Raw genomic sequence first — 22,508 nt, 5'->3', positions numbered from 1 at the left:
CTGATGACCACGAATCACCCGGGCACCGTGACAGGGGAGCAGCCGATGGACACTGGTTCGTCCGCCTCGCTCTCACTCGCCTCGGTGCTCGCGGAACCCGCCCACCGCACTCCGGACGCCCCGGCCGTGCTGGAGGGGCGGGACCGAGTCGAATACGGCGAACTCTGGGAGCAGGTGTGTCGCCATGCCGCCGCACTGCGGGAGCTCGGTGTCGTCGCGGGTGACCGGATCGCCCTGGTGGCCCCGAACGTCGTGGACTTCGTCCGTGCCTACTACGCGGTGCAGGTGGTCGGGGCCGTCGTGGTGCCCGTTCCGGTATTGCTCGTCGCTTCGGAAGCCGCCCATTTGGTCTCGGATTCGGGCGCGAGGATGATCCTGGGACACACCAGCCAACTGGAGCTGGCCCGGGGCTGTGCCGAACGAACCGGCGCGAGCCTGGTGACCCTGGGGGACGTCGACTCCCGGCAGGGGGACTCTCGGCAGGGAGAGCACGACGAGCCGTCGTTGACCGAGCTGGCGGCCGAGGTCGAGCCGCTGTCCGGTTTCGTGACCCGCGCGCCGCAGGACGAGGCGGTCGTCTTCTACACCAGCGGGACCACGGGCAAACCCAAGGGCGCCGTGCTGACCCAGCTGAACATGGTCATGAACGCGACGGTCAACGCCTTCGACGCCACCGACACCGATTCGAGTGATCTGGTGCTGGGATGTCTGCCGTTGTTCCACGTGTTCGGCCAGACGGTCTCGATGAACACCACGTTCCGTGCCGGCGCCTGCTTGGTGCTGCAACCCGGCTTCGATCCCGCACAGGCGCTGGAGCTGATTCGTGAGCACGGAATCACCCAGTTCAACGGGGTGCCCACGATGTTCGGCCGGATGTTGGAAGCAGCCCCGCCGGACCTGCGGTTGCCCAGCCTGCGGCTGTGCGTATCCGGTGGGGCCGCGTTGCCGGTTTCGGTGCTGGAGCGTTTCAACGAGCGGTTCGAGACCCGGATACTGGAGGGTTACGGCCTCTCCGAGACCTCGCCGAGCGCGACGGTCAACCAACCCTCCATCGGGACGCGGGCGGGCACCGTGGGACATCCGCTGTGGGGTGTCGAGGTCGAGATCGCCGACCCGGACTCCGACCGGATCGAGCTGTTGCCCCGCGGCACCCGCGGCGAGGTCGTCGTACGTGGGCACAACGTGTTCGCCGGTTATCTCGGGAATCCGGAGGCGACCCGTGCGGCACTCGTCGACGGCTGGTTCCGTACCGGCGACATCGGGGTCAGGGACGAGGACGGATTCCTGTCCATCGTCGACCGCAAGAAGGAGCTGATCATTCGCAACGGGTACAACGTCTACCCGCGGGAGGTCGAGGAGCTCCTGCTGGAGCACCCCGAGCTGGCACAGGTGGCGGTAATCGGGCTGCCGGACACCACCCGTGGCGAAGAGGTCTGTGCGGTAGCGGTGCATGCCACACTGTCGGCAGGGGATACCGACCAGTCGGTTAGCGACCGGGTGGTCGAGTGGGCCGCGGCGCGGCTGGCGGCGCACAAGTACCCGCGACGAGTGGTCTTCACCGACGAACTCCCGCTCGGGCCCAGCCACAAGGTGCTCAAACGGGAGTTGCGGGACCGGATCATTCGGGACGAACAACAGACGAGCCGGAACTGAAGGAGTACAGCGTGGCTCAACAACTGGACGGACGAGTGGCCGTGGTGACCGGAGCGGGAAGGGGAATCGGCGCCGGTATCGCCGAGAAACTCGCTTCCGAAGGGGCCGCGGTCGCGGTGGTGGACCTCGACGAGTCCACCTGCGCCGAAACCGTGCGGCGTATCACCGACGCGGGTGGGTCGGCGCTGGCCGTGTCGGCCGACGTCACCGACTCGGACTCGGTGGAGCGTGCCTTCACCCGGGTCTCGGAGCAGTTGGGAACCGTCGGTGTCCTGGTCAACAACGCCGGGGTCACCAAGGACAACATGCTGTTCAAGATGTCCGAGCAGGACTGGGACACCGTCATGGGGGTTCACCTGCGCGGTGCTTTCCTGTGCAGCAAAGCCGCCCAGCAGCAGATGGTTCCCCAGCGCTGGGGGAAGATCGTGAACCTTTCCAGCGTGTCCGCGCTCGGCAATCGCGGTCAGGCGAACTACTCCACCGCGAAAGCGGGAGTGCAGGGGTTCACCAAGACCCTGGCGATCGAGCTGGGGCCGTTCGGCATCAACGTCAACGCCATCGCGCCCGGTTTCATCGTCTCCGACATGACCGCGACGACGGCCGAGCGGCTCGGGATGACCTTCGAGCAGCTGCAGGAGGGCGCCGCCGCCGAGACACCGGTGCGCCGTGTCGGTCAGCCCGCCGACATCGCCAACGCGGTGAGCTTCCTGACCAGTGAGCAGTCCTCGTTCGTCACCGGTCAGACGCTCTACGTCGACGGCGGTCGCAAGCTCGGCTGACCCCGGCCCGTACCCGGCGCACCGGTCCGCCCGGTGCGCCGTCCCCGTCACATTCCCGGCGATTTCCCGTGAAATCGCCGTCCCCGCCACCGAGGAAGGCTTGTCATGGTTGATTTCGCACTGTCGGACACCGAACGCGACATCCGCGACTGGGTCCGCAACTTCGTCCAGCGCGAGCTGATGCCGCTGGAGCAGCAGGTTCTCGACCGGGAACGGCGTGGTGAGCGCGGTCTGACCAAGGAGGAGACCCAGCAGCTGCGCGACAAGGCCCGCCAGGCGGGTTTCTGGGGGGTCCAGACTCCGGAGGAGTACGGCGGCATGGGGCTGTCCGCCGTGCTTACGGCCCTGGTCGAGGTGGAGCTCGGTCGGACCTTCGTGCCGTTCAGTTTCGGAGGTTCCGCCGACAACATCCTCTATTACGGCAACGAGGAGCAGAAACAGCGCTACCTGGTCCCGACCATCGAGGGGACCCGGAAGTCCTGCTTCGCGATAACCGAACCGGACGCCGGGTCTGATGCGAAAAACATTCGCACCACTGCCCGCAAGGAGGGCTCCGAGTGGGTCATCGACGGTGAGAAGACATTCATCACCGGTGGCATCGACGCCGACTTCACCATGGTCTTCGCCGTCACCGACAAGGAGAAGGGGGCCGACGGCGGCGTCACCTGTTTCCTGGTCGACCGGGACATGGGCTGGACCTCGGAGCCCATCGACATCATGGGGGAGTGGGACCGGCAACCCGCCGCGCTGACCTTCGACGGCGTCCGGGTGCCCGAGGAGAACGTGCTCGGCGAGGTCGGCAACGGCTTCGGACTCGCCATGCAGTGGATCGGACAGGGCAGGTACATGCTGCCCGCGCGCGCCCTGGGCGGCTGTGAGCGCATGGTGGAAATGGCCACGGAGTACTCGCAGTCCCGCAGGACCTTCGGGGCCCCGATCGCGGATCGGCAGGCCATCCAGTGGATGATCGCGGACTCCGCCGTCGAGATCGAGGCGTTGCGCTGGCTGGTGCTGCAGGCGGCCTGGCAGGTTGACCAGGGGATGGATTCCCGCCACGCGCAGTCCATCGCCAAGCTGCACGGCGGTGTCCGCGCCAACGAGATCGTGGACCGGGTGATGCAGATCCACGGCGGCATGGGCTACACCAGGGAACTCCCCATCGAGCGGTGGTACCGGGACATGCGGCTGCTGCGCATCTTCGAGGGAACCGACGAGATCCAGCGTCGTACCGTGGCGCGCAACCTGCTCAAGGGGCATGCCTCGATACGCGGCGTGCTGGGGTGATCCCCGCCCGACTGGTCCCGCCCGGCTGATCTCCGTCACATCGGTTCCCCGGGTCTCCGCGCGACCTATCGCTACACCCGGTGTGACGGCGGTCTCACCCCGTGATCCCGGTGGGTACTCTGGACGTCGGATGGCCCCGACTAGACGGCAGGAGCGATCATGTCGATCTTCAAGAAGGTAGCCAAGGTAGCCGACGTCGCCAAGAGCCCGCAGGGCAGGCGCGCGATCGAACAGGCGAAGCGTTATGCCCAGGACCCCAAGAACAAGGAAAAGATCGACCGAGTCGTGAACAAGGTCAAGGGCAGGGGCAAAAGCCACTGACCCGTGGACACCCGGGATCGGTCTCCCAAGGGGTCCGGAGCGCGTCGGATACGCCTCGAACTGCCCGGCCGGTGTACCGGCCGGGCAGTTCTGTTCTCCCTCCTCCCTGTTCCCCGCTCGTCGACCCCATCCGCCGACGGGCACTTCGGACGACGGGCTGTTCCTCGGCACGAAGAGCCAGTAGGGTGCCACACGCATGATCATCGTTCGATCACGGAGCGTTCGTTGGGCAGTGTCTACGTAGTCGGAACCTTCGACACCAAGGGCGACGAACTCGGGTATGTCGCCGACCTGCTCCGTGCCGACGGATCGTCGGTGGTGACCGTGGACCTGGGCACCGCGGGAGCCGGTTCCGCCGCGGCCGTCTCGATCCCCTCCGAGTCGGTCGCCGAGCATCATCCGTACGGCAGTGGTGCCGTGTTCACCGGAGAGCGCGGCTCCGCGGTCACCGCGATGTCGGAGGCGTTCCGGCGGTTCCTGCTCACCCGCGACGATGTCGCGGGGATACTCGGCGCCGGCGGGTCGGGAGCCACCGCCCTGGTTACGCCCGCGATGCGCGCGTTGCCCGTCGGCGTTCCGAAGTTCGTGGTCTCCACGGTCGCCTCCGGCGACGTTTCCGGCTACGTCGACGCCAGCGACATAACGATGATGCCCGCGGTCACCGATGTCGCCGGGCTGAACCGGATATCACGGCGTGTGCTGGCCAATGCCGCGCACGCCTTGCACGGTGCGGCGAGCGCGAGCCCACCGGACGTGACCGACAGGCCCGCCGTCGGCCTCTCCATGTTCGGCGTGACCACTCCGTGCGTCAGTGCCGTGGCCCAGGAACTCGAGGCCGCTTACGATCCGCTGGTTTTCCACGCGACCGGAACCGGGGGGCGCGCGATGGAGAAACTGGCCGACGACGGGCTGCTGTACGCGCTGCTGGACATCACCACCACCGAAGTCTGCGACCTCGTTTCCGGCGGGGTGATGAGTGCGGGCGGGGAACGGCTCGACGCACCCGCACGAGCGGGGCTGCCCTACGTGGGTTCCTGCGGCGCGCTGGACATGGTCAATTTCGGCGCACCGGAGACCGTGCCGGACCGATACCGGGACCGGCTGCTCTACGAGCACAATCCGCAGGTCACCCTGATGCGTACCACTCCGGAGGAGTGCGAGGCCATCGGGATGTTCCTGGCCGACAAGCTCAACGCCTTACCCGGTCGGGTGAGATTCCTGCTTCCCGAGGGCGGAGTGTCGGCACTGGACGCCGCGGGTAGTCCCTTTCACGATCCGGAGGCCGACGAAGTGTTGTTCGACACACTCGAACGTAACGTGGTGCAGCACGAACAACGGCGTTTGGTCCGACTGCCGCACAACATCAACGATTCGCAGTTCGTCCGGGCGTTGCTGGACGCGTTCCACGAGGTGGTGGCTGATGAGTGAACAGCGCCGTGACACGAGTTCCCGGGAAGGACCGCCGGATCGTGCCGGCATCCTGCGACGGCTGTACGACAAGGTCGAGCGTGGCGTGCCGATAGTCGGTGGGGGAGCGGGAACGGGTCTCTCCGCCAAGTCGGAGGAAGCCGGTGGGATCGATCTCCTCGTGCTGTACAACTCGGGGCGTTACCGCATGGCGGGCAGGGGATCGCTCGCGGGACTTCTCGCGTACGGAAACGCCAACGACATCGTGCTGGAAATGGCGCGCGAGGTGTTGCCCGTGGTCCGAAACACCCCGGTGCTGGCAGGAGTGAACGGAACCGACCCGTTCATGATTCGGGAGAAGTTTCTCGCGGAACTGCGTGATCTGGGATTCGCCGGAGTGCAGAACTTTCCCACCGTCGGTCTCATCGACGGGGTGTTCCGGGCGAACCTGGAGGAAACGGGGATGGGTTTCGACCGTGAGGTGGAAATGATCCGCGCCGCCCGTGAAATGGACCTGCTCACAACGCCCTATGTTTTCTCCGCGGACGACGCGCGGGCGATGACGCGCGCCGGCGCCGACGTGATCGTTTGTCACATGGGGCTCACCACCGGCGGAAGTATCGGAGCCGAAACAGCGCTGAGTCTGGACGAATGTGTGGCCTCGATCGAGGAGTGGTCGGCGGCGGCCGCCGAGATTCGCGACGATGTTCTCGTGCTCTGCCACGGCGGCCCCATAAGCGCGCCGGCGGACATGGCTTATGTGCTCTCGCGAACCGGCCGTTGTCACGGATTCTACGGTGCCAGCAGTATGGAGAGACTACCGACCGAACAGGCGGTCACCGCTCGGACCGGCGAGTTCCTGGAACAGCGGCGTTCCGACTGAAGTATTCGGTGGTATCCGGGCCACGCGGTGGTGCGAGGCCGACGCGTACGCGTGGGCGCCCCGCCGTGACCGGCTCCTCGTCTCCCCGGCGTGTTCGCCGCTCGTTCTCGGAATCGGCGACCGAGATCCGGGATGGTTCGGGGGAAATGTCTCAGCGAGGGGGTGTCGGACAGAACCAGTGACCGCGTCGGCAGTGGTTCCGGCCCGCACCGCCAAAGTTGTTACGGGTTCTCGTCGCCCGCGGTAAGGAGTGTGTTGATTCGTGGCCCAGTCGTATTCCAGCGCCCTGGTGCAAGTCCCGGTGGATCGTGTTTGGCGTGTTTTCGGTGATTTCGCGGCCCTCGCCGACTGGCATCCGGCCATAACCGCGGGCGAAATCGAACAGGGTTCCTCCCCGTTCGCGGTGGGAGCCGTGCGGAAACTCCGGTTGGCCGATGGTTCGACCGTGCGGGAGCGACTGGTCGCGTTCGATTCGTTTCGACGTTCCTACGGTTACGAGATGCTCGAAGGTCCGTTCCCGGTGCGGAACTATCGCGCCACGGTTCGCGTGGCACCGGTTACCGACACCGGCGTGACCTTCGCCGAGTGGTCGGCGTGCTACGACATCACCACCGATCCGGAGACCGACCACCGGGCGGCCGACCTCGATCGTGTTTTCCGTGAGGACGTGTTCGCCACCGGGCTGGCCGCCCTGGGGCGGATCTGCGCGGAGTGACACCGGGAACGGTGCGACCGTCGTCCTGTTCGGTTTCTCGTGCCTCGCGCGTCCGCTGCCGCGACTCCGTTCGGTGGATGAGTTCGCTCGCCGCTCCGGACGTATTTTGTTGCGCAGCGAAAATGGCGAGGGGGCATGTAATGGGCGGGCTGGCGCGCGTCGAATATGCCAACGGTTAGAGTCGTACGCGTGCCAAGCAGCTTCGTGCAGTCCGCAGCAGATTCAACAGACCCCGAAATCGGAGCCGAGCGCGTCGTCGTCACCGGCGGATCGGGTTTCGTCGGAAGAGCCGTGGTCAGGGCGTTCGTGCAACGTGGCAACCCGGTGACGATCGTCGATCGAGTGACTCCCGAGATACCCGAGCAGTATCGTCACCTGGTCACACACGTGTCCGGCGAGCTGACAGATCCGCAGGTGCGTGAGGCGGCTGTTCCGGAGAACAGCGCCGGAATCATTCATCTGGCCGCCATCACCTCGGTGTTGCGTTCCGTGGACAAACCCGCGGAGACATTCGCCGAGAACGTCGAGGTCACCCAGGGATTGCTCGAACTGGCGCGGCAGCGTGGTGTCGGACGTTTCGTGCTGGCCTCGACCAACGCGGTGGTCGGCGACATCGGCTACGGGACCATCTCCGAGCGGCTCCCGCTGCGACCGCTGACCCCCTACGGCTCGACCAAGGCCGCCTGCGAGATGCTGCTGTCCGGCTACAGCGGTGCCTACGGCATCGCGACAACCGCATTGCGGTTCACGAACATCTACGGCCCCGGCATGAGCCACAAGGACAGCTTCGTCCCCAGGTTGATGCGTGCGGCACTGGCGGGCGAGGGTGTGGAGGTCTACGGCGACGGTTCGCAGAGCCGCGACTTCGTGCACATCGACGACGTGGTCCAGGCCATCACGGCCTCCTGGGACAAGCAGTACAACGGAACCGCGGTGATCGGCTCCGGAAGCTCCATCTCGGTCATGGAACTCATCGAATCGGTACGCACCGCCACGGGCAAGGAACTGCCCGTCACGCACGTACCCGCCAAGAACGGCGAGATGCCCGCCGTGATCGTCGAGATCGAGAAGGCCAGGCGAGAACTGGGATACACGCCCAACGTGCGGCTGACCGACGGGTTGCGCACGGTGTGGGACGACTTCCGCGACGCTGACGGCAGGGTGTCCGTAGCGACATGACCACTCGACTGTTGCGCGCAGTCCGCCGGCACTGGCTGCTGGTGCTGTTCCTGTTCGCCGGCGTGCTGCTGCGGATCGTGGTGGAGATCGCGTACCAGCCGGCGCTGCTCTACATCGACTCGTTCCGGTACCTGAAGGACCTCGGCGTCTTCTTCCCGGGCAACATCAACCCCATCGGCTACGAGGTGTTGCTGCTCGGTCCGGTCCTGTTGGTCGGTGATCTGGGGCTCGTGGCGATAGTGCAGCACCTGCTGGGACTGGGGCTGGCACTCTCCAGTTACGCGTTGCTGATGCGTTTCGGATGCAGGCGGTGGTTGGCCGCGCTCGCGGTGGCTCCGGTGCTGCTGGACGCCTACCAGCTCCAGATCGAGCACCTGATCATGTCCGACCTGCTGTTCCAGGTACTGCTGCTGCTCGTGGTCCTCCTGCTGACCTGGTGGGGCACTCCCGGTCCCCGGCTGGCTCTGCTGGGGGGGCTGTTGCTCGGCGGCTCAGTGTTGGTGCGCCTGGTCGGTCTCACCCTGGTGGTGCCGGCTGCGGTCTTCGTGCTGCTGGCGGCCGGGCTGCGTCCCAGGGACGGCTGGAGGCGGCGACTGGGTTCGGCCCTGGCGCTGGTGGCAGGCTTCGTGCTCATGCTCTCCACCTACGCGGGGTACCACATGTACTGGACCGGTTACCCCGCTCTCGGCGGCTCCACCGGTAGCGTCGTCTTCGGGCGCACCGCGATGGTCGCCGACTGCGAGCGACTCGAACTGACGCCCGCTCAGCGAGCCGTGTGCCCGGAGGCTCCGGTGGCCGAGCGCAAGCGCACGGGTATCGACTACTACATACACTTCTTCCACAACGAGGTCGACGCCGCTGAACTGCCCGAGGAGGTCAGTTACTCCGAGGCACAGCACTCCCTGGCGTTCAAGGTGCTGCGCAGCCAGCCCTTCGAAGTGTTCGGAGGTGTAGCCGAGGACTTCGCCAAGGGCTTCGCGCCGATGCGGACACGTTCCCCCGGTGATGTTCCGCTGGCCCGCTGGCAGTTCCAGACCGAGTACCCGCTTTACACCAATGAGTGGGTAACGCGGGATTGGCTGGAGTACTACGATCAGGGGAGTTACTCCGTCAACGAGCGTGCGGCGGGTTTCCTGCGCGCATACCAGCTGGGGGGAGGTTACACTCCTGGCACCGTTCTGGGGCTGGCTCTGGCCCTCACCGTAGCGGCGATGCTGGGAGTGGGGCGAGCCCGCCGGAGTGGACTCCGGGCCGTCTGCCTGCTTTCCGGCGGTTTGGGCACCGCGGTGTTGTTCACGGCGGCGGCGATGGAGTTCTCCTGGCGCTATCAGCTACCCGCACTCGTTCTGCTGCCACTGGCGGGTGCGTTGGGGATCACGGCCATTACCGGCCGCCGAATTGATACGAAGGGTTCCGCGACGAACCGGTAGCCGAGATCACGGCACGAAGGAGCACGAGATGCCGACGACCTTTCCTGACGAGGTCGATGAGGAAGCACTGACCGATTACGCGGCGCGATACGGTGATCACCGGTTCGCGCCGGTGGTGGTGCTGATCGCCGCCTACAACGAACGGGACGCCATACCAGCCGTGCTGGAGGGGATTCCCGGTTCCAGCTGCGATCTCGACGTGGACACCCTGGTGGTCGTCGACGGGGCCTCCGATGACACCGCCGACGTTGCCGTCAGGCACGGCGCCTACACCTGTGTGGCCGGCACCAACCGTGGCCAGGGGGCCGCGCTGCGGCTCGGTTACCGGCTCGCCGCCGAACGCGGTGCGAGTTACGTGGTCACCACGGATGCCGACGGGCAGTACGAGATCGACGAGCTTCCCCGGTTATTGCGCCCGATCCTCGACGACGAGGCGGACTTCGTCACCGGCTCGCGCAGGTTGGGGAGCAGTGAGAATCCGCAGCTGCTGCGCCGCCTGGGTACCTACGTGTTCGCCTGGTTGGTCAGTGTGATGACCGGACAGCGCATCACCGACACGTCCTTCGGATTCCGCGCGATGCGGGTCGAGGTGGCCAACTCGGTTCGACTGGAACAACAGCAGTACCAGTCGTCCGAGCTTCTGGTGGGTGTGCTGGCGCGGGGGTACCGGGTCCGTGAGCAGGCCATGACCATGCGGCAGCGGGTGGCCGGTGTCAGCAAGAAGGGCAACAACGTGCTCTACGGCTATCGCTACAGCAGAGTGGTGCTGGGTACCTGGCTCCGGGAGCGCCGTGCCAGGCGGCTCTCCGGTGCGGCCGGGGCCTCCTCGGCGGACGAGCAGGTCAACGAACCTGCTCGTGCCGCCGGGGAGTAGCGAAGACCACGCGGTCGAGCAGGAAGAACTTGACCACGAACATCAGGAGGTAGGTACCGAGGTAAGCTCCCCACACGAGGGCGACTCTGCGAACCTCGGAATCGGCGAAGAGATTGTGGGCGAGTTCTTCCGTGTAGTTGGTGGCGACCGCCGCTATCAGGAAGGTGGCCACCGAGACCAGCGCGAACCGTGTCAGTTCACCGCCCAGCCGATGGCTGCCGGCGCTTCCCCAGTTCCGGCGATTGAGGAAGAAGTTCGGGATCGCTCCGGCGAGCCACCCCAGCACGGTGGACAGGGTCGATGCCGAACCGATCCAGTAGGACACGACGAATACGAGCTGACTGCTGATGGTCGCCAACGCGGAGACCGCGGCGAAACCACGTAGCAGTCTCCAGTACCGGCCTGTGCCGCCGGGCTTCGAAGGCGGCTCCGGGGTAGCGGCCACGTTTACTTCCCTCCGGGCGGAAGAGTGGTTGTCTGAAACGAGCTCCACGAACTGTACGGAAGTGGCTTCGCCATCCGGTCGACGGATGAGAACATGCCGTTCGTGGAGGTGGGGTTGGCTGTTGCGCCGCAGCAGTTAGCCTTTCACATCGAACACGATAGTGTGGGGAGGGCTTGAGTCGCGCACAGCGTGTTCGATGAATTACATTCTGTGGATACCCACAAGGTACGGGTGTCGCGGAACGGACCCTGATAGGTGGCAGCCACGGTCTCGTTACACACGGGCACCGATGGATGCCGACATTTTGTAGAGGAGAAGAAGGCGTGCGAATCCTCGTCCTCGGTGGGGACGGCTATCTTGGTTGGCCGACCGCTCTGCATCTGTCCGACTGCGGCCACGACGTGGCCGTGGCAGACAACTTCGCCCGTAGGGCCTACGACCACGAAATGGGCGTACGCAGTCTGGTTCCGGCGGAGCCGCTGCAGGTGCGTGTCGATGCCTGGCGGGAGGTTTCCGGACAGGACATCAAGATGTACTACGGTGATCTCGTCGACGCCGAGTTCACCGTCGAGATGATCCGGGACTTCCGTCCTGACACCATCGTGCACTTCGCCGAACAGCGAGCCGCCCCCTACTCGATGATCGACCGCAAACACGCGGTCTACACACAGCAGAACAACGTTGTCGGCAACCTCAACGTGCTGTTCGCGATCCAGGAAGTCGATCCGGAGATTCACCTGGTCAAGCTCGGCACCATGGGTGAGTACGGCACGCCCAACATCGATATCGAAGAGGGCTGGCTGGAAGTCACCCACAAGGGTCGCACCGACCGCATGCTGTACCCGAAGAAGCCCGGCTCCTTCTACCACCTCAGCAAGGTGCACGACAGTCACAACATCGAGTTCGCCTGCCGTATCTGGGGGCTGCGTGCCACCGACCTCAACCAGGGTGTCGTATACGGGCAGGAGACGCCGCAGACCGTGCGTGACCCGCGGTTGGCGACCCGGTTCGACTACGACGCCATCTTCGGTACGGTGCTCAACCGCTTCGTGATCCAGGCAGTGCTCGGGCATCCCCTCACTGTTTACGGAACCGGCAGCCAGACACGCGGTGTCATCGACATCAGGGACACCGTGGAGTGCATCCGCCTCGCCGCCGAGAGCCCCGCCGACAAGGGTGAGTTCCGGGTCTTCAACCAGATGACCGAGAGCTTCTCGGTCGAGGAGATCGCCAAGACGGTCGCCAACAACTACCACGGCACCGTTGAGGTGGAGTACCTCGACAACCCCCGTGTGGAGCAGGACCAGCACTACTACAACGTGGTGCACACGGGCCTGGTCGAGCTCGGGTTGGACCCGCACCTGTTGTCCAACACCCTGATCAACTCGCTGTTCGGCGTCGCCGAGCAGTTCAAGGACCGGGTGGACCTGGCCGCGATGCGCCCCACCGTCGAGTGGCGGACGGCCTCCAGCCCGATGCGCTCCGAAGACTGATTCACCGCGGTGGACGGCTCGACAGCGGTCGCCGGCCGTCCCCGCTGCCGGTTGCGCTCTCCGCTCGAACGAGCGGGTTCGTGCCCGGTGATTGGCTTCGGCGGCTGAACCGGATCCCCCGCGGGGTGGGCGGACCGGGCGGTTTCGACACGAATCGTCCGGGCATGCCTTCGTGTTCCGGTTCAGCCGTCGGTCGCTCAACGCCGGGGCCTGCTGGCCCCGGCGGCCACTCCTGTCACAAGTGTTCCGATCGCCAGACCGATTACCACGTTCAGGGCGCAGCTGGCGATCTGTGTCTGCAGTGCGGCGTCCGTGGTGAATGGGCGTACCGCCACGGCCACGGTGATCAGCGCGACTATCCAGCCGAAGAAGAGGTTCGGACGCGGTGTGGTCACCAGCAGCAGGTGTATCAGGGCCGTCGCCAACAGCGCCGCGAGTGCGGCGAACAGGCACAGCCGGGCCGTGCTGACGTCGCCCAGCGTTCCGTAGCGCGAAGGGCCGAGTACGGGGATTCCCAGTACACCCCGCAGGACCACCACCGCCACGAGTCCTATGAGTGCGGCTACCAGCGCGGTGGCGGCTCCGCCGGTCCACAGTTGCCTGGCGTTGACCGAAGTACGGCCGTTGTCGCCTCGACCGCCGGATGGGCGGGTGTAATCGTCGGACACGGCAGCCTCCCGCCGAAACGGTTACCACCCGACCAGGCTTGAGCACAGCTCTCCGGAGCGCAACGCAGGAGTCTTTACCTCACTCCGAAGAGTGGTTCACGGCTTCGCCGAGCACTTAACCCGCGTGGAGGGAATTACCTCGCAGCGTGTTCGGGTTGGCGTGCTCCGTCGTCACGGATAGCTATTCGCGAATGAGAGTCGCATCGGCGTGTCGGACGTCACCGCAGGTGCGCGAATCCGGGAAGATGATATTCTTCCGAGGAATTCGATCATTGTTCGGGCGGGCTACGTTTCGGGATTTCAAGATCTTTTTCAGATCGTTTTCTCGTTGATCGGCGATCTCCGGGCGGATCTTTTTACCTTCTTTGTTGGTGTTTTTACCAGCGGATTCGATGGAAATGATGTCTCCCTGCCTCGTTCCGTCGGCGAGAGGAAGGGGCGGTTGTCCTCGGCCTGTGGTGCCAAGTGGTCGTTTGGTTGATCCGTTATCGAAGGGTAATCAGCCATTGGGCACTCAGAGTGTTCAATCGCGTTGATTGCGTGCCTTTTCCCTGCAACTAAAGGGTGAACGCTTGATGTCACGGATACATAAAGCTACGTTGCACCAGGTACGTCACGGTTCGGTCACGACGCACTCGATCCCCCGACGAGTAAGCCCGACCCCCGACGGGCAGTGGCCGGACCTCCCCGAGACGGAAAGGCGAGCATGGCCGACAAGAACGACGAGAGTGGCCGTCGCAAGACCTCCACCCTCAAGTCCTATCTGCCTCAATCACTGCGTAATTCTTTTTCCCGTGACTCGCGGACCCCGGTTCGAAACAAGGTGTTGGCGGGTGTGGTCGCCGCCGGTGCGTTCGTCGCTGTGGGATCCCCCTTCGTCGCTGCGACGAACGGAGACGGTTCGGAACCGCAGAATCGTGATGTCGCCCCGGTGGCCGAACAGAGCCCGCTGAGCGCCGCGGTCAACGGCACCCCCGAGTCCCCCGGCTCGGTCCAGCTGCGTAGTGGCGACTCCAAGAACGACGGTTCGGAGCGCCAGAACCTGAACAAGAGCGAGAAGGTTCAGCAGCAGCGCGAGAAGGCCAAGGCCGAGAAGGCCGAGGCGGAACGCGAGGCCGAACAGCGCAAGGCCGCTCAGGAGCAGGCCGAGCAGAAGAAGGAGTTCGAGCGCGAGGCCGCCGAACGGAACAAGTCCGACAACAACGACCAGCAGTCGAAGGACAAGGCCGCGGCCCCCAAGAAGCCCGCGAAGTCCGCCACCCCCGAGAAGCTGGTACAGAGCGGCTTTCTGACCTCCGGCTATCACAGCCGCGGCGGTACTCACGCCGGTATCGACATCGGTGCTGACACCGGTACACCCATCTACTCGCCGCAGGCGGGCACCGTCATCAGCTCCGGCCCCGCCAGCGGCTTCGGACTGTGGGTCCGGGTCCAGCACGATGACGGCAAGGTCACCGTTTACGGGCACATCCACAGCTCGCAGGTCAGCGTCGGCGAGCGTGTGGAGGCCGGTCAGCAGATCGCGACAGTGGGCAACCGTGGGCAGTCCACCGGCCCGCACCTGCACTTCGAGGTTCGCACCGGCCCCGGTGCGGGGGAGATCAACCCGATTCCGTGGTTGAAGCAGCTGGGCTACGCCCTCGGCTGACCCCGGGACACTGATCGCGGGCCGCTACCCCCAGGTCGTTGCCGGGGATCCGAGTTACCCCCGACACCGGATCCCCGGCAACTCTCCAACAGCGGTTTTCACGCCCCCGGAGGCGTCTCCACCCGGTGAACCCACCGGTGCGGACGTCCCGGGGGCTTTCGCGTGTGACGGGAGCCGGCTCTCCGGTCCCGGAACGCCTCCTCGTGTTGCCGGGTGATTCCGAATGCCGGGGACACCGGCTCGTTTCACGGCGGTGCCGCTGTTCAGGTATCGGTTACCGGTTCGGGGGGAACCTCGACCTCGAGCCGTTCCCGCAGCCAGCTCAGCGTACGGGCCAGCAGTCGGGAGACGTGCATCTGCGAGATGCCGATCTGTTCGGCGATCTGGGTCTGTGTCATGGACTTGAAGAAGCGCAGTACCACGATGCGCCGTTCCCGTTCGCCCAGTTCACGCAGCAACGGACGAATCGCTTCCCTGTTCTCCACCTCGTCGAGTTCGGCGTCCGGGGAGCCGATCGCGTCTCCCAGCGGTATCTCGTCGGTGTCGCTGAGCAGTTCGTCGAGCGAACTGCTTCGATAGGCGTTTCCCGCTTCCAGCCCCTGGTGCACCTCGTCCCGACTGATGCCGAGATGTTCCGCGATCTCACTGGGAGCGGGGGCCCTGCCCAACTCCTGGGACAGCGTCGATATGGCCGATGAGATGGACAGGTGGCGTTCCTGCAGTCGTCGGGGTACCCGTACCGTCCAGCCGGTGTCGCGGAAGTGTCGCCGCACTTCTCCCATGATGGTCGGCACCGCGTAGGACAGGAAATCGACACCCCGCTGTGGGTCGAACCTGTCCACCGCGTTGATCAGACCGAGTGTGGCGACCTGGATGAGGTCCTCCTGGGACTCACCCCGGTTGCTGAATCTCCGCGCGATGTGCTGCGCGATGGGCAGATGCGCCGTTACCAGCTTGTCCCGCAGTTCCGCACGGCGCCGGTCGTCGTTGTCCAGGTCCGCGAACTCGACGAATAGCGGGGCCAGCTCCTCGTAGTCCTGACCTCGATAGACGTGTTCGGAGTCCGCCTGCGTCACTCGTGGACCATCCGTCCCTTACTCAGCTCGATCCGCACGACGTGTCCGTCGTCGCGGCTGTCGGATTCCTGAACCGAGGATGCCACGGTGTCGGTAAGCGCGCCGAGTACGCGCCAACTGAAGGTGTTCTTACGAGGTCCGGATGGATCGGTGCTGGTCACCTCCGCGGTGAACTCCAGCCTGTCGTCCTCGGTTCGGAACCTGCCCAACAGCTGACTCCGCTCTGCGGCGATGCGAACCAGCGAGGAGCATGCCTCGTCCACGGCCAGCCGCAGATCCGCGATGGTGTCGACGTCGAAATCGGCACGCATGGCGAGATCACCCGCCACGGCGCGCATGACGGGCAACTGCGCAGCGGTGGCGGCTACCCGGACTTCGACCACACGGGATTCGTCACCCGCCTCCGCGGTTTCGACGTGCTGCGCGGCTTCTTCCGGTGATGCCCGATTCCGGTCCGGATGGGATGCTGACACGCGGACTCCTCGTTCCAACCTCATGCGAGACCACCGCACATCGAATCAAAGGGGCGGAACCGTCCGTCGCTTCGGGGGGTGGCTCGCCCCGGTGGGACAGCCGGTTGCCGCGCACTCCCGGTGCGCGGTGATGTCGAACGGACCTGAACACTCATAGCCGCCTCATACCCGGTAACGGAACGGGACAAACGGATGTCCCACTTGTCGGGGACGAGTGCGTTCGGCCGCGAAGTGTGTGGCTGCCATGGATCCGGGGGAGAGCCACGGGGCGACTGGAGGGCCACCGGCCAGCGGGCGGGCTAGGTCCGTTCCGAGAACGGACGAGGGAACCGTCGGCGGGTCGATCGGGTGATCACCCACGTGACGGTTCCCTCGTCATCCGAGTCCTCGGGCGATCCTGGGGCATGCCTTCGGAGCGGTTGTGCTCCGGCTACACCAGCGTGCTCCAGTAGCTCCAGAAAGCTTGCATGATCATTCCGACGATCACCAGGTACCACAGCACCAGTACTACGCTGTGCACCTTGCTGACCGCTGTGACCACTGGTTTCACCGGTCCCGCGGGGATGTGGCCGCTTCCCAGGTTGTGCAGCGTGGTGTACCAGAAGAGGGCTATGGTCACCACCCAGACGACCATGCAGTACGGGCACAGCGCCTGGATCTCGTACAGACTCTGCCAGATCAGCCAGTGTACGAAGACCACGCCGAAGATCGTGCCGAGCTGCATTCCGATCCGGTACCAGCGCGGTGGGCGGAAGCCGGACAGCATGGCGACACCGGTTGTGGTCACGATCGCGAACGCGGCTACCCCGATCAGCGGATTGGGGAAGCCGAACGCCTTGGCCTGATCGCTTTCCATGACCGAGCCGCAGGAAACAACCGGATTGATACTGCAGCTGGTCACGTAGTTCGGATTGATCAGACTGAGATACTCCTCGACGCTGAGCGCGAAGGCGGCGAGGAACCCGATGCCGCCTGCGATCAGGTAGAGCCAGCCCAGGCCGCTACCGAACGGTGCCCGGTCGGAGTGGGGAGGGGCGGGGGAGTCGCCACGTGTGTTCGGTTCGGCGGTCGCGGTCACTTGGCCAGCGCTCCGTCGATCTTGTCACGCAGTTGCTGCAGCGGTGCGCCTCCCTGGGAGAACTGGACCTTCTCGCCGTCGAGGAAGAATGTCGGAGTGCTGGTCACCCCGGCTTTCTGGCCGTCGGAGAGGCCCTGGTCGACACGCTGCTGGACCTTGTCGGAGTTCATGTCCTCGCGGAACTGCTCGGTGTTCAGACCGATCTGCTCGGCGAACTTCGTGAACTGCCGCTGTGCGCGCTGCTCGTCGTTGCTGACACCGCTGCTGCTGTTCGCGGGAGTTGCCCAGGAGGAGTAGTTGTCGAACAACTTGTGATACATCGGCTGGAACTCGTCCTGCATGGCGGCCGCTTCAGCCGCCTTCGCGGCCGGCACCGCCAGTGGGTGCATGTCCAGCGGGTTGTTCCGAACCACGAAATTGATCTTGCCCTCGTACTCCTTCTCCAGCTCACTGGTGACGTTCTGGTAGAAGTTGTGGCAGGCGGGGCACTGGTAGTCCACGAACTCGACCAGCGTGGGAGCGCCCTGTCCCGCTTCGACGACCTGGTGGCTGCCCTGGGGGTGCAGCACGGAGGCGGCGACCTTGTTCGAGGATGCCTCGTCGGTCTGATTGCCTCCTCCGAAGATCATCACTCCACCGATGACTGCCACCGCGACGACCAGCACGATCGCGGTCAGGATGATATTGGTCGAAGCCCCGCTGCGCTTCGCCATCGGATTGGTTGTCTTGGGCATCGGCCTGCTACACCTTCGACGGTCGGTTTCCGCGCGAGCGGACTCGCGCACGGACGTTTGTTAAGTTTCCCCTACTCACACGATCGTGGAATTCACCGGGGTGCGTGATATCACCCCTGTGTTCGTGGAAACCGTGCACTGGCGGGTATTCGCCACCATCATGCCTGCATTGTCACTCTGACGGTGGTGAAGTGCGGGTGAATTGACCTACGCTCCGTGGCTTGTTCCCCTTGCTCCTCGCCGTGACGAGAACGAGTCGGTGCGCGGCGCCGCTCCGGCGTGATCGCGACCCCGTGCGGGGCGCACACCCCGTTACCCGTGAAACTCCGGGCTCGACGGCGATCCGTTGCCGGTGCGGTCACGAACGCTCAGTCATCCCGCCGTTCCGGCCAGGCGTTCCGGGAGTCGAGGTGTTCTATCAGCAGGCGTCCGAGTGTGCGCAGGTGCTCCCGCATCGTTTCCTCGGCGGCGGTCGGGTCCCCGTCCTCCAGCGCCCGCAACACCGCACCGTGGTCCCGGACACACGCCTGTGGCCATCCGGCGGCCGCCAGGGACTGTTCCCGCGGAGCGTAGCGACTCGCGAGTTCGAAGAACCACGCGAGCTTGCGTGCCCCGGAAGCCTCGCCGAGCTCGCGGTGGAACCGGTTGAGCAACTCGGTGGCCGTGGTGCCGTCACCGAGCTCGTGGACTCGGGACAGCTCGTGCTGCAGTGCTCGCAGCTCCCGCGCTCGTTCACCGGTGATCCGGCCGGCACAGCGTCCGGCGAGTCCCCCCGCGAGCAGAGCGCGCAACTCGAAGATGTCGTCGAGATCCTGCCTGCTCGGTGGTGCCACCGCGAACCCCTGGCGCGGTTCCAGTTCCACGAATCCTTCCGCGGAGAGGGCTATCAACGCCTCCCGGACCGGGGTCACGCTTATCCCCAGGTCCTCGGCGAGCTGGTCCAGCCGCAGGTATTCCCCCTCCTGCACCTGACCGGTGATGATCTGCTCACGGATGTGTACCGCGACCTCCTCAGGCAGTTGGGGTCTGCGTCCGCGGGATGGTGATCCGGATGCGGCCATCGAACTCCCGATCGTCGCGCGGGTGTGGCATCGAGTGCGATCGCCCGTGCCACCGGGACTCGGCCCGAACAGGGGGCGGACCGAATTGTCGACGAATGTGGCGTTGCGCGCATCGTGTGACGGTCGTGAACCGCACCGTGCCGCCGGTGTTCGGGCTGCCAGGTGCCGCTCCAGCGGGCAACGAAACTGTGCGCTGCCGATTTCCGGCCGAAATCCTTTCGCTTCCCTTGTGGGGACAGCTCGTGGCCGCCACCACGGCGTATCGTCTGGAAGCGTGGTGGCTGATCCCTTCACAGGTGGCGTCCACGGGGAACTGATCCACAACCTCCCCGAAGGGCGCGCCGAGCAGATTACGCGTTCGCTGGCCGAGAAACGTCTCGACGACGTGCCCGGGCTCGCGCAACGGCTCATGGACGCGATATTCACGGACAACCCGGAATGGACCGATTACCGTCCGGTTCCCCGTGAGGACCTGTGGGAGGGGTGCGCCAACTACCTGGCCCGAGCGCTGCACGTGCTGAGCGGGCGTGTACCCCGCAGCGAGGACGACTCGGTGGCCTCGGCCATCGGCAGGCGACGCGCCGAACAGGGGGTCCCGCTCGAGGTGATGCTGCGGACCTTCCGGATCGGCGGTCGGATCCTCTGGGAAGCACTGGTCGAACAGGCCCACACCGACAAGGTCGATCCGGACGCCGTTCTCGGCGCGGCGACCACGATGTGGACCGTGATCGACGCGTTGTCGTCGGCGCTGTCCACCTCCTATCGCAACACCGAACTGGAGCAGCTGCGCAACGACGATCAGCGAAGGCACGCCCTGGTGGAGGACCTGCTCAGCGGGCGGGCACGCGACACCGCCTTCGCGCAGCGAACCGCCAAGGAACTCGACCTGCCGACCTCCGGCCCCTACGTCGTGGTGGTGGCCGAGATGATCTCCGACGGAAGTTTCGCGCTCCGTGGTCAGCAGGCCGCGCTCGCCGCGTTGCACATCCGTTCCGTCTGGCAGGTCCGGGCGGACACTCTGGTGGGGCTGATCGCGCTGGAGCAGCACGACGAGTCGAGTGCGCTGACGGCCCTGCGACAACTCGTCAGGGGACGGGCCGCGGCTTCTCCGCTGGTCAGTGGCCTCGCGGAAACGGGCATGGCGCACGAGCTCGCCCTCACGGCGCTGGGAACGTCACAGCGCGGGGCCGTCGAACTCGTCTCGCTGCAGCAACGCTATCCGGAAGCCCTGCTCGTCCAGTCACCCGATCTCGCACGGCGGCTGCTCGACGACCAGTTCGGGGAGATTCTCGCGTTGCAGCCCAAGGAACGGGACATGCTGCTGGAGACTCTGGCCGCCTGGCTGGAGGAGAACTGCTCCACGGCCAATGCCGCCGTTCGGCTGCACTGTCACCGCAACACGGTGTTGAACCGGTTGCATCGAATCACGACGCTCATCGGCAGACCGCTGCACGGTCGTGACTCGTATGTGGCCCTCTCACTGGCGCTGTCCGCGCTGCGGATGCGTGGCAACGACCGCTGACGGAACAGTCGATCCGGTCGTCGTCAACCGATGTCGCGAACAAATTGCCGCGTTTTTTACGTCTCGTTCGGCATCGTTCGTTTTCTGTTCGTGATCTCGCTCGCATAACGGCCAGATTTTCACTGTACGTGTTCAATTGTGTTCCGAATGTCACTGAATAGTGGGGCTGATGTGCGAGATGCACAGTGACTGAGGGTCAACTCTGGGCGTGGCGGTATGGCGCCGCCGTGGTCCCGGTCACGACACTCGAAATACGACAGTTCGAGGCTTCTCGGTGGGTGCACGAGCAAAGGAGCACAGCGAAGTGCAGGAATTCGACCTCCTGGTGGTGGGCGGCGGCCCCGGTGGCTACGTCGCGGCGATCCGTGCGGCGCAGCGCGGTCTGTCGGTCGGCCTCGTGGAGAAGGAGAAGGCGGGCGGTGTGTGCCTGAACTGGGGCTGCATCCCGACGAAGGCGATGCTGCGCTCCGCCGAGGTCTACGAGACGGTGCTGCATTCCGCCGATTTCGGAGTGCACGCCGAGAACGTGGCGCTGGACTTCTCGGCGGTGGCACGTCGTAAGGACGGTGTCGTCAAGAACCTCACCGACGGGGTTGCCGGGCTGCTCAAGGCCAACGGCGTGACCGTCATCGACGGACACGCGCGCTTCACCGGCTCCAACACCGTGGATGTCCATCCCAACGGGGAGTCTCCGCTCGGCGAAGGAGGCCCGCGTTACGCGGCCGAACCCGCGGGTGGTCAGGCCGTGGAACGCGTAACCGGTCGCGACGTACTCATCGCGACCGGCTCGGTGCCCGCGCGGTTGCCCGTTCCGGGAGCCGACCTTCCAGGGGTGATCACCTCCGACGGGGCCTTCGGGCTCCAGGAGGTCCCCGAGCGCATCGCCGTGGTCGGTGGCAGTGCCGTGGGCGCCGAGTGGGCGAGCATGTTCGCCACCTTCGGCAGCGAGGTCACCGTGGTGGAGATGGCCCCCAGCCTGGTTCCGATCGAGGACGCCGAGATCGGCAAGGCGCTCGGCCGTTCCATGAAGAAGAGCGGTGTACGAGTTCTCACCGAATCCACGGTCTCTTCCATCGAACAGGCCGACGGGCAGCTGCGGGTGCACGTGGACGGTTCCGACGCGCAACAGCTCGACGTCGACGTGGTCCTCATGGGAGTGGGGCGCAAACCCAACACCGCCGCACTGGGCCTCGACGCCACCGGCGTCGCCACCGACGAACGCGGATTCGTGGCGGTCGACGACAAACTGCGCACCAACGTCGAGCACGTCTACGCGATCGGGGACGTCACCGGCAAGGCACTGCTGGCGCACGTCGCCTCCCACCAGGGCGTGGTCGCCGTCGACACCATCGCGGGGCACGAGGCCCACATCGACTACGGCGTCGTTCCGGCCGCCACGTTCACTCATCCGGAGATCGCCAGCGTCGGTCTCACCGAAGCCGACGCCAAGGAGCGCGGCCACGACGTGGTAACGAGTCGTTTCCCGTTCGCGGCCCTGGGCAGGTCCAAGACCACCGGGGACGAGGAAGGGTTCATGAAGATCGTGGCGGGCGGCAAGCACGGCGAGATCCTCGGTGTGCACGTCATAGGCCCCTCAGCGAGTGATCTGATCACCGAGGGAACGCTGGCCATCAGTCTCGAAGCCACCCTCGATGAGCTCGCCGACACGATCCACGCTCACCCGACGCTGGGCGAGATCGGAATGGAGTCCGCCATGTCGGCACTGGGGTTGCCACTGCACACCGCGCCGCCGCGGCGGCGCTGAACCGCGGCGTTCTCGAAAAC

At 65.5% G+C, this 22,508-nt stretch carries 22 protein-coding genes; 15 read left to right on the top strand and 7 right to left on the bottom strand.

Going from position 1 to position 22,508, the window contains the following annotated elements; genetic code table 11:
* The first annotated feature begins 3 nt into the window (after positions 1–3).
* The 10 genes from BM394_RS11250 (at position 4) to BM394_RS23010 (ending at position 10,525) form a co-directional block, all read left to right on the top strand.
* Positions 4–1,653, top strand: coding sequence for an AMP-binding protein (locus tag BM394_RS11250; RefSeq protein ID WP_217643451.1), 1,650 nt, complete (start codon positions 4–6; stop codon positions 1,651–1,653).
* 23 nt (positions 1,654–1,676) lie between these two features.
* Positions 1,677–2,432: a 3-oxoacyl-ACP reductase FabG gene (gene fabG, locus BM394_RS11245; protein ID WP_092925065.1), complete on the top strand. Its 756-nt coding sequence runs from the start codon at positions 1,677–1,679 to the stop codon at positions 2,430–2,432.
* A 105-nt stretch (positions 2,433–2,537) separates the two neighbouring features.
* Entirely contained in the window at positions 2,538–3,716 is a 1,179-nt protein-coding gene (locus BM394_RS11240) for an acyl-CoA dehydrogenase family protein (protein WP_092977507.1), read from the top strand.
* A gap of 159 nt (positions 3,717–3,875) precedes the next feature.
* The gene (locus BM394_RS22795; RefSeq protein WP_165400591.1) at positions 3,876–4,037 is read left to right on the top strand and encodes a hypothetical protein; all 162 of its coding nucleotides are present in this window, start codon (positions 3,876–3,878) and stop codon (positions 4,035–4,037) included.
* 225 nt (positions 4,038–4,262) lie between these two features.
* Positions 4,263–5,465, top strand: coding sequence for a Tm-1-like ATP-binding domain-containing protein (locus BM394_RS11235; protein WP_092977505.1), 1,203 nt, complete (start codon positions 4,263–4,265; stop codon positions 5,463–5,465).
* Positions 5,458–6,327 carry a phosphoenolpyruvate hydrolase family protein gene (locus BM394_RS11230; RefSeq protein ID WP_092977503.1) on the top strand — a complete coding sequence of 290 codons (870 nt, stop codon included), beginning with the start codon at positions 5,458–5,460 and terminating at the stop codon, positions 6,325–6,327. The genes BM394_RS11235 and BM394_RS11230 overlap by 8 nt, the downstream gene beginning before the upstream one ends.
* A gap of 262 nt (positions 6,328–6,589) precedes the next feature.
* Positions 6,590–7,042 (top strand): SRPBCC family protein, encoded by a 453-nt coding sequence (locus BM394_RS11225; RefSeq protein ID WP_092977501.1) that lies wholly within the window; start codon positions 6,590–6,592, stop codon positions 7,040–7,042.
* 237 nt (positions 7,043–7,279) lie between these two features.
* On the top strand, positions 7,280–8,221 hold the full coding sequence (locus BM394_RS11220; RefSeq protein WP_342752676.1) for an NAD-dependent epimerase/dehydratase family protein: 942 nt from the start codon (positions 7,280–7,282) through the stop codon (positions 8,219–8,221).
* Positions 8,218–9,651, top strand: a complete 1,434-nt coding sequence (locus BM394_RS23015; protein WP_207227216.1) for a hypothetical protein — start codon at positions 8,218–8,220, stop codon at positions 9,649–9,651. The genes BM394_RS11220 and BM394_RS23015 overlap by 4 nt, the downstream gene beginning before the upstream one ends.
* Before the next feature lie 28 nt (positions 9,652–9,679).
* A complete protein-coding gene (locus tag BM394_RS23010) occupies positions 9,680–10,525 on the top strand; it encodes a glycosyltransferase family 2 protein (RefSeq protein ID WP_207227217.1) in 846 nt (281 codons plus the stop codon).
* On the opposite strand, the gene BM394_RS11210 is transcribed toward BM394_RS23010, so the two are convergent.
* Positions 10,494–10,970 (bottom strand): GtrA family protein, encoded by a 477-nt coding sequence (locus BM394_RS11210; protein WP_092977497.1) that lies wholly within the window; start codon positions 10,968–10,970, stop codon positions 10,494–10,496. The genes BM394_RS23010 and BM394_RS11210 overlap by 32 nt on opposite strands.
* A gap of 323 nt (positions 10,971–11,293) precedes the next feature.
* Here BM394_RS11210 and BM394_RS11205 point away from each other — a divergent pair, with 323 nt between their 5' ends.
* Positions 11,294–12,463: an NAD-dependent epimerase/dehydratase family protein gene (locus tag BM394_RS11205; RefSeq protein WP_092977495.1), complete on the top strand. Its 1,170-nt coding sequence runs from the start codon at positions 11,294–11,296 to the stop codon at positions 12,461–12,463.
* A 197-nt stretch (positions 12,464–12,660) separates the two neighbouring features.
* Here the strand turns inward: BM394_RS11205 and BM394_RS11200 are convergent, their stop codons facing one another.
* Positions 12,661–13,131, bottom strand: a complete 471-nt coding sequence (locus BM394_RS11200) for a DUF6069 family protein (protein WP_175530060.1) — start codon at positions 13,129–13,131, stop codon at positions 12,661–12,663.
* Between the two features lie 208 nt (positions 13,132–13,339).
* Here BM394_RS11200 and BM394_RS22420 point away from each other — a divergent pair, with 208 nt between their 5' ends.
* Together BM394_RS22420 and BM394_RS11195 are read left to right on the top strand one after the other, a co-directional pair.
* Positions 13,340–13,612: a hypothetical protein gene (locus BM394_RS22420; RefSeq protein WP_139235201.1), complete on the top strand. Its 273-nt coding sequence runs from the start codon at positions 13,340–13,342 to the stop codon at positions 13,610–13,612.
* A 225-nt stretch (positions 13,613–13,837) separates the two neighbouring features.
* Positions 13,838–14,779 carry a M23 family metallopeptidase gene (locus tag BM394_RS11195; protein ID WP_092977493.1) on the top strand — a complete coding sequence of 314 codons (942 nt, stop codon included), beginning with the start codon at positions 13,838–13,840 and terminating at the stop codon, positions 14,777–14,779.
* 263 nt (positions 14,780–15,042) lie between these two features.
* Here BM394_RS11195 and BM394_RS11190 read toward each other — a convergent pair whose 3' ends face one another.
* The 5 genes from BM394_RS11190 to BM394_RS11170 form a co-directional block, all read right to left on the bottom strand.
* Positions 15,043–15,855 (bottom strand): RNA polymerase sigma factor SigF, encoded by an 813-nt coding sequence (locus BM394_RS11190; protein WP_092977491.1) that lies wholly within the window; start codon positions 15,853–15,855, stop codon positions 15,043–15,045.
* Positions 15,852–16,328, bottom strand: a complete 477-nt coding sequence (locus BM394_RS11185; protein ID WP_245780111.1) for an ATP-binding protein — start codon at positions 16,326–16,328, stop codon at positions 15,852–15,854. The genes BM394_RS11190 and BM394_RS11185 overlap by 4 nt, the downstream gene beginning before the upstream one ends.
* Before the next feature lie 430 nt (positions 16,329–16,758).
* Positions 16,759–17,406 (bottom strand): vitamin K epoxide reductase family protein, encoded by a 648-nt coding sequence (locus BM394_RS11180; protein ID WP_092977489.1) that lies wholly within the window; start codon positions 17,404–17,406, stop codon positions 16,759–16,761.
* The gene (locus tag BM394_RS11175) at positions 17,403–18,140 is read right to left on the bottom strand and encodes a DsbA family protein (RefSeq protein ID WP_092977487.1); all 738 of its coding nucleotides are present in this window, start codon (positions 18,138–18,140) and stop codon (positions 17,403–17,405) included. The genes BM394_RS11180 and BM394_RS11175 overlap by 4 nt, the downstream gene beginning before the upstream one ends.
* A gap of 368 nt (positions 18,141–18,508) precedes the next feature.
* Positions 18,509–19,201, bottom strand: coding sequence for a GntR family transcriptional regulator (locus BM394_RS11170; protein WP_092977485.1), 693 nt, complete (start codon positions 19,199–19,201; stop codon positions 18,509–18,511).
* A 274-nt stretch (positions 19,202–19,475) separates the two neighbouring features.
* Between BM394_RS11170 and BM394_RS11165 the strand changes: the two genes are divergently transcribed.
* Together BM394_RS11165 and lpdA are read left to right on the top strand one after the other, a co-directional pair.
* Complete coding sequence (locus BM394_RS11165; RefSeq protein WP_245780110.1) at positions 19,476–20,723, top strand: PucR family transcriptional regulator; 1,248 nt, start codon at positions 19,476–19,478, stop codon at positions 20,721–20,723.
* Between the two features lie 304 nt (positions 20,724–21,027).
* A complete protein-coding gene (lpdA, locus tag BM394_RS11160; protein WP_092977810.1) occupies positions 21,028–22,488 on the top strand; it encodes a dihydrolipoyl dehydrogenase in 1,461 nt (486 codons plus the stop codon).
* Positions 22,489–22,508: the final 20 nt, after the last annotated feature.

The organism is Actinopolyspora lacussalsi subsp. righensis (genome assembly GCF_900116555.1).
Taxonomy (GTDB): domain Bacteria; phylum Actinomycetota; class Actinomycetes; order Mycobacteriales; family Pseudonocardiaceae; genus Actinopolyspora; species Actinopolyspora lacussalsi.
This window is presented reverse-complemented; position numbering and strand designations above follow the sequence as displayed.